The sequence below is a fragment of the Planctomycetota bacterium genome, assembly GCA_026387035.1.
Classification (GTDB): Bacteria; Planctomycetota; Phycisphaerae; order FEN-1346; family FEN-1346; genus JAPLMM01.
This window is the reverse complement of sequence record JAPLMM010000245.1, coordinates 1-10,234: the sequence shown is the minus strand read 5'-3', so window position 1 is coordinate 10,234 and position 10,234 is coordinate 1. Positions and strand designations below refer to the sequence as shown.

Sequence of the window (10,234 nt, the reverse complement as noted above, 5' to 3'; positions counted from 1 at the left end):
GTCCGCGCCTATGCCGTGCAGAAGGTGATGGCGAACATCGACGCGGCCGCGGAACTCGGGGCCGGCGTTTACATCTTCTGGGGCGGGCGCGAAGGCACCGACGTGGACATCGGCAAGGACCCCGTCGAGGCCTTGAAGCGGTTCCGCGAGTGCATGAACTTCCTCTCCGAATACGTTCTGGAGCAGGGCTACCGGATGGTCTTCTCCATCGAGCCGAAGCCGAACGAGCCAAGGTCCGACACGTACCTTGCGACGGCCGGCCACGCCCTGGCGTTCATCGCGACGCTCGCGCATCCGGAGATGGTGGGCGTGAACCCCGAGTGGGCGCACATCAAGATGGCGGGCCTCAACCCCCTGCACGAGTTCGCCCAGTGCCTCGAAGCGGGAAAACTCGTGGACATTCACCTCAACGCCCAGAAACCGCTCCGCTACGACCAGGACATGAGTTTCGGGGCCGACAATCCGAAGGAGGCGCTCCTGGTCGTCAAGTTGCTTTCCGACTACGGGTACGCCGGCTGCAAGACCTTCGATGCGCATCCGTACCGGACGGAGGCGGACCCGTGGGACTTCGTCGAGCGGTGCATGCGGGCGTACAAGGCCCTCGAGATCAAGGTGGACGAGGTGAACGCCGACGTGCAACTCTGCGCGATGCTCGAGGAACTGCACAACGCGCCGGGCGCGGAGTATAACGAGTTGCTCGGCGCTTATTCCTCGAAGGCCGCCGACCGGCTGCGCAAAGCGAAGTTGGACCCCGACGCGCTGGCAAAACGCCCGCTCCTCTACGAGCGGATCGACCAGCGCCTCACGGAAATCCTCCTCGGCGTGGCGTAAGCCGCTTGCGGCTTAGCCAACGCCCGAGCCCGCCGCGGACGCGGCGGGTCACGTCCCACCGCGCGGCGCCGCGCCCTCGGCTGACGCGATCACCGCGGCCGCGAGTGCAATCGCGGCCGTCTCCACGCGAAGCACCGACCGCCCGAGCCGCACCGCAACCGCCCCCGCCGCGCGCAGGAGCGCGCGCTCCCCTTCCGCAAGACCGCCTTCGGGTCCGACGACGAGAAGGATCTCCTCGTCCGCGCGGCGTGCCATCGCTTCGAGCACCGGCATGGCGTCGGCGGTCGTGTCGCCGACAAGGATAAGCGCGCCGGATGCCCGCGCGAGGACGTCGCCGAGCGGGGCGGCGTCCTCGATGGCCGGCAGCCAGTTGACCTGGGCCTGCTTGGCCGCGGCCGCGCAGTGGCCGAGCCATCGCTCGCGCTTGGCGGCGGAGAGAGGTTCCTTTCCGGCGACGCTCCGCTCGAAGATCGTGGGCCGAAGCGACGCCAGGCCGAGTTCCGTCGCCTTCTCGACGAGCCAGTCGGCCCGGCTCCCTTTCGGGACGGCAAACGCGAGATGGACGAGCCCCGGCGCGCCGGGGGCCGGCCGGCTCTCGGTCCACGCCCGTTCGACCGCGACCGCGACGCGTCGGCGGTCGGCGTCGGCGATGCGTCCCTCGGCCCGCCGGCCGCGACCGTCGAACAGTTCCACCGCCGCTCCGGCCCGCAGCCGAAGCACGTGCAGGGCGTGGTGGGCTTCGGCGGGGGGCAATTCGGCGCGGGCGGGCGCCTCAGCCGGGAGGTCCGGCACGAAGAAGCGGGGGCGTTTTTCGGTCTCGGCCATGGCGTCGTCCTAAAGCTGGAGGCGGATTATACTGCCCCGCGCGCAGGCGTGCCCGTAGAATGTCGCGAACGGGGGGGCGAGGGAGGACGACGATGGCCGACCGTCTTCGGCCAACTCCTCCGCTGGCACCTGCTTCCCGAAATCACACACAATACTTGACGCTACCCGCCGGGGTTTCGGGCTTGACAGCCAGGCGGGGTCCTTCTATACTGCGGGTCTTGTGCCGGGGCTGGCGGGACCGCCTTGTTGGCCCGCCGCCCCTTTCAGCCCCCGGCGGGCCTGCTCCTTGCGGGTGCGGTCCGGGTGGGGCCATGGGGCGGAAGTCGAAAGCGACGCGATGAACACGAAAACACAATTCCTCAAGCCGGAGCAGGTGGACCGGACGTGGTGGGTCGTGGACGCGACGGACCAGGTGCTGGGCCGGCTGGCGGCGAAGATCGCGCCGATCCTGATGGGCAAACACCGCCCGTCCTACACGCCGAACCAGGACACCGGCGATTACGTCGTCGTCATCCATGCCGAGAAAATCCGCCTGACGGGCTCAAAGGCCCGCCAGAAGGAGTACGACTGGTACACGTACTATCCGGGCGGGCACAAGACGGTGTCGTTCGAGAGGATGATGGAGAAGCATCCGACGCAGCCGGTGGAACTGGCGGTTCGGCGGATGATGCCGAAGGGCCGCCTCGGCCGGCAGATGTTCGCCAAACTGAAGGTCTATGCGGGGGCGGAGCATCCGCACCAGGCCCAGCAACCTCAGGAACTCAAACTGTAGGAGCGCAAGACCGTGTCGCAGGCGCCAACGGAAATCACGAAGGCCAACCCAATCTGGGGCGTCGGTCGGCGTAAGACGGCCGTCGCCCGCGTCCGGCTCTTGCCGGGCGAAGGGCAACTCGTCATCAACGGCCGGCCGGTCGACGAATACTTCAAGGAGGCGAAGGACCGGCGGAGCGTCCTGAGCCCGCTGGTGGCGACGAAGCAGACGCAAGGCTACGACATCTCGGTGAACGTCAAGGGCGGCGGGCCGACGGGCCAGGCCGATGCGGTGAAACTCGGCATCGCGCGGGCCCTGAGGCAGGTGGATTCGAGCCTCGAGCCGATCCTTCGCGCCGGCCAGTTCCTGACGCGCGACCCGCGGATGGTGGAACGCAAGAAATACGGCCAGAAGGGCGCCCGCGGGCGGTTCCAGTTCTCCAAGCGCTGACGGGTATTCAGGCGGGATTTCGAACGAGCGGCTCGGGCGTCCGGGCCGCTCGCTTTTTTGCTCGCACGTTCCGCGTGACAGGCCCCGGGCGGGACCTTACAATGCTTGGCGCTCGGGCGGCCCCCCGGCCGCGGGGCAAACGGCACTTGCGCACCATTAACCACAAAGGCGGAGGCGGAATCAGATGACACGCGTCGGGATCATCGGAGCGAGCGGGTATGCCGCGGGGGACCTCCTGCGGCTGCTTTTGGGGCATCCGGAGGCGAAGATCGTCGCACTGGCGGACCTGCCCGAGAAGTGCGGGCCGTTGGCGAAAATCTTTCCCCAGTTCGCCGGACGGATCGACCTGGAGGTCAAACCGACCGACCCGAAGCGCCTCGCGGGCGCGTGCGACGTCGTCTTTCTCGCCCTGCCGCACTGCGTCAGCCTCCAGTACGTCCCGCCGCTCCTTGCGGCGGGCCTGCGGGTGATCGACTTTTCGGCGGACTATCGCCTGAAGACGCCCGGCCTTTACGAGAAGGTGTACGGCCACCCGGCCGATGAGGCGAACCTCAAGCACGCCGTTTACGGCATGCCGGAACTGTACCGCGAGGAGATTCGCAAAGCGCGGCTGATTGCGAACCCCGGGTGCTATCCGACGAGCGCGATCCTGGGCCTGGCGCCGCTGGTGCGGCAAGGCCTCGTGGCGCCGAACTCGATCATCGTGGACTCCAAGAGCGGCGTCTCGGGCGCCGGGCGGACGCCGAAACTCCTGACGCATTACCCGGAGTGCAACGAGTCGCTCCAGGCGTACGCGATCGGGACGCACCGGCACCAGCCGGAGATCGCCGAGCAACTCTCGCTCATCGGCAAGACGAGCGTGGACGTGCTTTTTGTGCCGCACCTGGCGCCGATGGACCGTGGCATCGAGTCGACGATCTACGCGCGTCTGTTGTCCGAGATCGCGCCGAAGGACGTGGCCGAGATGTACCACGACGCGTACGACGACGAGCCTTTCGTCGTCGTCCGCTCCGAGCCGCCCGCCACGAAGCACGTCGCGGGAACGAATTACGTCCACATCTACCCGACGGCCGTCGGCGGCCGGGCCGTCATCAGCGCCGTCGTGGACAACCTGACGAAGGGTGCGGCGGGGCAGGCGCTTCAGAACATGAACCTGATGTTCGGGCACGAGGAAACGGCGGGTCTGAAATGACCGGGGCGAAGCAGACGAAGGTGGATCCGAAGATCGGCGTGACGTCGGCCAAGGGGTTCCGCGCAGGGGCCGCGACCTGCGGCATCAAGGCGAGCGGAAAGCCCGACCTCGCGGTCCTGGTGTGCGAAACCGAGGCCAGCGCCGCCGCCGTCTTCACCACCAACCAGGTGACCGGCGCGCCGGTCCAGGTGAGCCGGGCGCACCTGGCGAAGCGGCAGACGATGCGCGGGGTGGTGGCCTCCAGCGGAAACTCGAACGTCTGCACGGGCGCGCGCGGCCTGGCCGACGCCAAGGAGATGACGGGCCTTGTGGCGCGCCAGATCGGGTGCCCGTCGGAGGCGGTGCTGGTGGCGTCGACCGGCGTCATCGGGCACTTCCTGCCGATGGAGAAGGTCCGGGCAGGAATCCCCAAGGCCCTGGCGGCCCTGGGGGCAGGTCCCAAGGCCAACGCGGCCTTCGCGCGGGCGATCCTGACGACCGACACGCGCCCGAAACAGGCCGGGACGCGGGTCCGCATCGCCGGGCGAACGGTGACGATCGGCGGAGCGGCGAAAGGGGTCGGGATGATCGCGCCGAACATGGCGACGACGCTGGCGTTTCTGGCGACGGACGCGGCGGTCGAACCGGCGGTCCTGCGGGCCATGCTCGTCCGGGCGGCCGGGGCGACCTTCAACTGCCTCACGGTGGACGGGCACATGTCCACGAGCGACACGATGGTGCTGCTGGCGAGCGGGCTGGCGATGAAGGGCGCGGGGCCGATCGCGGACGGGTCGGCCGAGGCGACGGCATTCGAGGCGGCCCTCACGGCCGTGTGCGCGAGCCTCGCGCACCAGATTGCGGCGGACGCGGAGGGCGGAACGAAGGTGATTGACATCCGCGTGACGGGTGCGGCGAGTGAGGCGGAAGCGCGGCGAGCGGCCCGTGCGATCGCGGACAGCCCGCTCGTCAAATGCGCGTTTTTCGGGGAGGACCCGAACTGGGGGCGGATCGTCTCGGCCGCCGGCGCCGCCGGCATCTCGAGCACGGGCGACTCGATGCGCCTCGTGCTGGGCGACGTGGTCATTTTCGAGCGGGGAACGCCCGTCGGGGCGGACCGGAAGGCCCTCGGGAAGGTGATGAAGGCCCGCGAGATCGCCGTCCACCTCGACCTCGGGGCCGGGCGGGGCGAAGCGCGGTGCCTGACGTGCGACCTGTCGTACGATTACGTCAAGATCAACGCCGAATACACGACGTAGGACAAATCCGAATGGCGAAATCCGAATGACGAATCAAATCCGAAGCCCGAATGACAAAATACTGCAGGCGCGGTTCGGATTTCGTCATTCGGAATTCATTCGACATTCGGGTTTCGTCATTCGTCATTGACGCACGGAGCGAGACCTTCAAGGGGCGGCGCCCCGCGAACGGGACGGCAATCCATGGCTTCATCCGCCGCCGTCTATCGCGCCCGCTGGGTCATCTCAAACCGAGAGGGGCCCATCGAGGACGGGGCCGTCGTGTGTGCCGACGGTCGGATCGCGCGCGTGGGTCGGTGGTCGCGGCTCCAACCGCACGTCGGCCTGAAGGACGGGGTGAAGCATTTCGACGACTCGGCCCTCCTCCCCGGATTGGTGAACGGGCACACACACCTGTCGCTGTCGGACATGAAGGGGAGGCTCCGGCCGACGAAGCACTTCGCGGCGTGGATCGGCCGGCTGACGGCGCGGCGTCTGGCGCGGACGAAGGGCGCGATTCGCCGGGCGGTCCGGCAGGGGACGGAGGAAAGCCTCGCGGCCGGGACCGTGGCGGGGGCGGACGTGACGACGGAGCCGGCCTTCGACGACGCGCTGGCCGGCGGCCCGCTCCGCTGGCGGGTCTTCGGCGAGGTGCTGCGCTTCGGCGAGGCCGGCCGGAAGTTCACAGAGGAACGGATCGCGGACCTGGAGGCCCTGAAGGCGCAAACGGGCCTGGAGGTGGGCCTGGCGCCGCACGCTCCGTACACGCTCGGCATCGAGGATTTTATGCGGGCTCGCCGGGAGGCGGACGCGCGGGGCTGGCCCGTTTCGGCCCACCTGCACGAGACGCTGGACGAGATTGAGTTTACGCGCAGCGGCCAAGGGGACCTTCACAAGTGGCTCTCGCTCGTGCGGTTCTTGCCGAAGGACCTGGCGCCGCTCGGGAAGCGTCCGATCCCGGCGCTGGCGGAGGCGGGATTTTTCACGGGCCCGGTCCTCGTGGCGCACGGCAACTATCTGACGGATGAAGAGATCTGGATTCTTGCGCGGAGCGGTTCGAGCGTCGCCTATTGCCCGAGGAGCCACGCGTTCTTCGGGCACGCGGACCATCCGTGGCGGCGGCTGCTCGCGGCGGGGGCGAACGTGTGCCTGGGGACGGACAGCCTGGCGTCGAGCCCGAGCCTGTCAATCCTGGACGAGATGCGGTACGTCGCGGCGCGGGAGGCGGACGCGGAGCCGCGGCTGCTTCTGGAGATGGCGACGGTGCGCGGGGCGCGGGCGCTGGGGTTCGCCGACGATCTGGGGGACCTGGCCGAGGGGTTGCGGGCGGACTTCTGCGTGGTCGGCCCCGTCGCGCCGGGGAAGGAACCTCTGGCGGCGATCCTCGCGGGGGAAGGGAACATTTCAAGAGTCGTCCTCGGCGGGCAGGCCCGGCCGGGCACTTGCCCGCAATAAACCGTTGAGGATGGGCGTTTGGCTGCGTGAGGGGATTCTTGCGCGCTGATGGTCCCGGCCGGAACGACTGTTGCAGCCGAGGCCGGCGGATGGTAGATTGGTCCCTCACACCCCGGAATGGAAGACCGGAACGATGGTTTCAGCCCCGAGACATCTGGTGCTCGTTATCCTGGCGGCGGCGGTCGCCGGGGGATGCGCGAAGTGGTACACGGCGGACGCGGACCGCGAAGTGTATGGCATTGTGGCGAAGAAATACGAGCGGGCGCTCGACCAGGAGCGGCCTTTCACCATCGAGCCGGACCGCGAGGTGCGGGCGCGCCTTGAAGGGGCGCCTAATGACGCGGGGGGCATCTCGAAGGTGCCGACGGACCTGGAGGGAGCGGAACTGCCGCCGCCCCTTCCCGAACAGGGGCCGAACACGGTCGTGCTGACGGCGGCCGATGCGCTCAGGCTGGCGGTCCGCGCGAGCCGCGAGTACCAGAGCCAGAAGGAGGACGTGTACCTGGCGGCGCTGACGCTGACGTTCGAGCGGTACCTTTTCCGTCCGCACCCGTTAGCGACGGGAACGGCGAACCTGAATAACGACCCGTGGGCGCGGGACCGGACGTACGACGGCAGCGCGGAGGTTGGGATTTCACAGCAGTTGGCGGACGGGGCGACGTTCGTGGGGAGCCTGGGCCTGACGGCGCTGAAGTTTCTGAACAAGGATCTCGCGAACACGCTGGGCTCGACGTTTACGTGGACGTTAAATCAGCCGCTCTGGCGCGGCGCCGGCCGGAAGGTGGTGCAGGAAAACCTGGTGCAGTCGGAGCGGAACGGGCTGTACGCGGTGCGGACGTTTGCGCGGTACGAGCAGACGTTCGCCGTAAGCGTGGCGTCGCAGTACCTGGGGGTTCTGGAGCAGCGCGAAATCGTGCAAAACGAATGGCAGAACTACCGGAGCCTGATCCAGGGCCGCGAACGGGCGGAATGGCTGGCGAAAGCGGAGCGGCTGCCGGAGTTTCAGGTGGACCAGGCACGGCAGGATGAACTGCGGGCGCGGGACCAGTGGATCCGTGCGCGGCAGGCGTATGAGAACGGGCTGGACGCCTTCAAGATCGTGCTGGGGGTTCCGGTGGGGACGGCGGTGGCGCTGGATCCGAAGGAACTCGAGCGTCTGGCGTCCGAGGGCCTGAAGCCGGTCGAGGTGGAGGCGCCGGAGGCCATCGCGACGGCGCTCCAAACCCGGCTGGACCTGGCGAACGCGCGGGACGGCGTCGAGGACGCGGGGCGGAAGGTCGTGGTGGCGGAAGACGGCCTGAAGGGCGACGTGGACCTGGTGGCGAGCATCGGCTACGCCTCGGACCCGCTGCGGAGTCCGCAGTCGGCGCGCCTGGCGTTCCACAAGGGCGAGTATTCGATCGGGTTCGACATCGACATGCCGGTGGACCGGCTCCAGGAGCGCAACGCGCTGCGCGAAACGCAGATCGATCTGGAACGGGCGGAGCGGACGCACGGTCGGCTGCGGGACACGGTGGTGCTGGACGTGCGTCAGGCGTGCCGAAAACTGGAACAATCGCAGCAGAGTTACGCGATTCAGAAACGGAGCGTCGCGCTGGCCGAGCGGCGCGTGGAGTCCACGGAACTGCTGCTCCAGGCCGGCCGCGCAAGCCAGCGCGACGTCCTGGATGCGCAGCGTGCGTTCGTCGAGGCGCAGAACGCGCTGGCGGGGGCGCTGGTGGACCACACGGTGGCTGGCCTGGAGTTTCAGCGCGACGTGGGAACCCTGGTCGTTGATCCCGAGGGACAAATCCATGGCTGGAGCCTCACACCTGTCGGCCCTTAAGGCGGCCGTGAGCGGAAAAGGCCGGGTGCGGCTACTTTGGATAGCCGGCGGCGGGGTGGCGATGGCGGTGCTGGTCGGGCTGAGCGTCTGGGCCGTGGGGAGCGGCGAGTCGGCGACAGGGGCCGGCAGCGGGGAGACGACGCGCGCCGCCCGCGACCGGTTCATCGTCACCATCGCCGAGAGCGGCGAGGTGGACGCCAAGGAGTCGAAGGACATCAAGTGCGAGATCGAGGGCATAAGCACCATCCTGTGGGTCATCGAAGAGGGCACGATGGTCCAGGAAGGCCAGAAACTCGTGGAACTCGACCCGACGGACGTCCAGGACCGGCTGACGAAACAGTTGAGCGTGTGGCGGGGAGCGAAGGCGGCCTACGAACAGGCCCAGAAACAGTATGAGATCCAGCAGAGCACGAACGAGAGCCTGCTGTCGCAGGCGGCGTTGAAGGTCAAGTTCGCGGCTCTGGATCTGAAGAAGTACCTTGGTGCAGCGGTGGCGGACCGGCTGGTGTCGGAGGGGGAGGCGGCGGACTTCGGGGCGATGGCCGAGGACGCGGCCCTCGGGGGCGAAGCGCTCCAGAAGAAGCGGGACCTCGCGAGCCAGATCGACCTGGCGAACGAGGAACTGTCGCGTGCGGCAAGCAAGGTCGAGTGGACGCGGAAACTGAAGGACAAGGGGTATGTGACCGGAAGCGAACTGGAGGCGGACGAACTGGCGCACCATCGGACGCAGGTGGCGCTGGAGCAGGCGCGGACCGCGCTGGAACTGTTCCTGGCGTACGAGTTCCCGAAGATGGCGGAGCAGGCGTATACGAACTGGCTGGAGGCGAAGCGGGAATACGCACGCGTGCAGGCGCGTGCGGCGAGCGAATTGGAGAGCGCGCAGTCGAACCGCGACGCGAAGAAAGATGCGTTCGAGCAGGAGGAGCGGCTGCTGGCGAAGGCACGCGAACAAGTCGAGAAAGCCGTCATCCTCGCCCCGCAGCCGGGCATGGTCGTCTACTACACGGGAGGCGATCGGCGGGAAACCGTCACCATCGAGGCGGGGGCAACGGTGCGATACCAGCAGACGCTGATCAAACTGCCGAACCCGGCGGAGATGGTCGTCCAGGTGAAACTGCACGAGTCGGTCGTCAAACAGGTGGCGGACGGAGCGCCGGCATACGCGACGATCGACGCCTATCCGGACAAGCGATTGAAGGGACGCGTGACGAAGATAGCAATAATGCCGGACCGGACGGCATGGTGGATGCCGGCAGGGGCGAAAAGTTATGCGACCCAGATCACGCTCGACGAGGCCCCGAAGGGACTGAAGCCCGGGATGAGCGCACAGGTGGAGGTCCTGGTGGACGACCGGCCGGACGTCCTCCAGGTGCCCGTCTCGAGCATTTACGTGGACAAGGGGTACCAGGTGGCGTACGTGAAGACGGCGCGCGGGCCGGAGGTTCGACGCGTGGACCTGGGCCTGTCGAACGACCGGAACGTGGAGATCCTGTCGGGCCTCGAGGCAGGCGAGACCGTGTACCTGTACAAGCCGACGGGGGCGCCGGAACTGTCGGCGCCGGCGAAGAAAGAGGAGGCGCCCGGGCTGGCGGTGACACCGGAGGCGTCGCAGCAGGGCGAGGCGGCCAAGGCGGGCAGCCGGACGGAGGCGCGGGCGGAGGAAAGGGCGCCGGCGAAAACCGGCGAAGGCG

General features: G+C 68.2%; 9 protein-coding genes. 8 read left to right on the top strand and 1 reads right to left on the bottom strand.

Going from position 1 to position 10,234, the window contains the following annotated elements:
* A partial coding sequence (locus NTX40_09235) for a TIM barrel protein (protein ID MCX5649261.1) occupies positions 1 to 831 on the top strand: 831 nt, incomplete at its 5' end.
* A 48-nt stretch (positions 832 to 879) separates the two neighbouring features.
* Here NTX40_09235 and NTX40_09230 read toward each other — a convergent pair.
* Positions 880 to 1,656 carry a 16S rRNA (uracil(1498)-N(3))-methyltransferase gene (locus tag NTX40_09230; protein ID MCX5649260.1) on the bottom strand — a complete coding sequence of 259 codons (777 nt, stop codon included), beginning with the start codon at positions 1,654 to 1,656 and terminating at the stop codon, positions 880 to 882.
* Positions 1,657 to 1,993: 337 nt separating this feature from the next.
* On the opposite strand from NTX40_09230, the gene rplM reads away from it, so the two are divergent.
* From rplM to NTX40_09195, 7 genes are all read left to right on the top strand, one after another.
* Entirely contained in the window at positions 1,994 to 2,428 is a 435-nt protein-coding gene (rplM, locus tag NTX40_09225) for a 50S ribosomal protein L13 (protein ID MCX5649259.1), read from the top strand.
* 51 nt (positions 2,429 to 2,479) lie between these two features.
* The gene (gene rpsI, locus NTX40_09220) at positions 2,480 to 2,857 is read left to right on the top strand and encodes a 30S ribosomal protein S9 (protein MCX5649258.1); all 378 of its coding nucleotides are present in this window, start codon (positions 2,480 to 2,482) and stop codon (positions 2,855 to 2,857) included.
* 184 nt (positions 2,858 to 3,041) lie between these two features.
* Positions 3,042 to 4,049, top strand: a complete 1,008-nt coding sequence (gene argC, locus NTX40_09215) for an N-acetyl-gamma-glutamyl-phosphate reductase (GenBank protein MCX5649257.1) — start codon at positions 3,042 to 3,044, stop codon at positions 4,047 to 4,049.
* Positions 4,046 to 5,284, top strand: coding sequence for a bifunctional glutamate N-acetyltransferase/amino-acid acetyltransferase ArgJ (gene argJ, locus NTX40_09210; protein MCX5649256.1), 1,239 nt, complete (start codon positions 4,046 to 4,048; stop codon positions 5,282 to 5,284). Before argC ends, argJ begins: the two co-directional genes overlap by 4 nt.
* A gap of 183 nt (positions 5,285 to 5,467) precedes the next feature.
* Positions 5,468 to 6,718, top strand: a complete 1,251-nt coding sequence (locus NTX40_09205) for an amidohydrolase family protein (GenBank protein ID MCX5649255.1) — start codon at positions 5,468 to 5,470, stop codon at positions 6,716 to 6,718.
* A gap of 133 nt (positions 6,719 to 6,851) precedes the next feature.
* Positions 6,852 to 8,543: a TolC family protein gene (locus NTX40_09200; GenBank protein ID MCX5649254.1), complete on the top strand. Its 1,692-nt coding sequence runs from the start codon at positions 6,852 to 6,854 to the stop codon at positions 8,541 to 8,543.
* Positions 8,512 to 10,234 (top strand): efflux RND transporter periplasmic adaptor subunit (locus NTX40_09195; protein ID MCX5649253.1); only part of this gene is annotated, 1,723 nt, incomplete at its 3' end. The genes NTX40_09200 and NTX40_09195, both read left to right, overlap by 32 nt.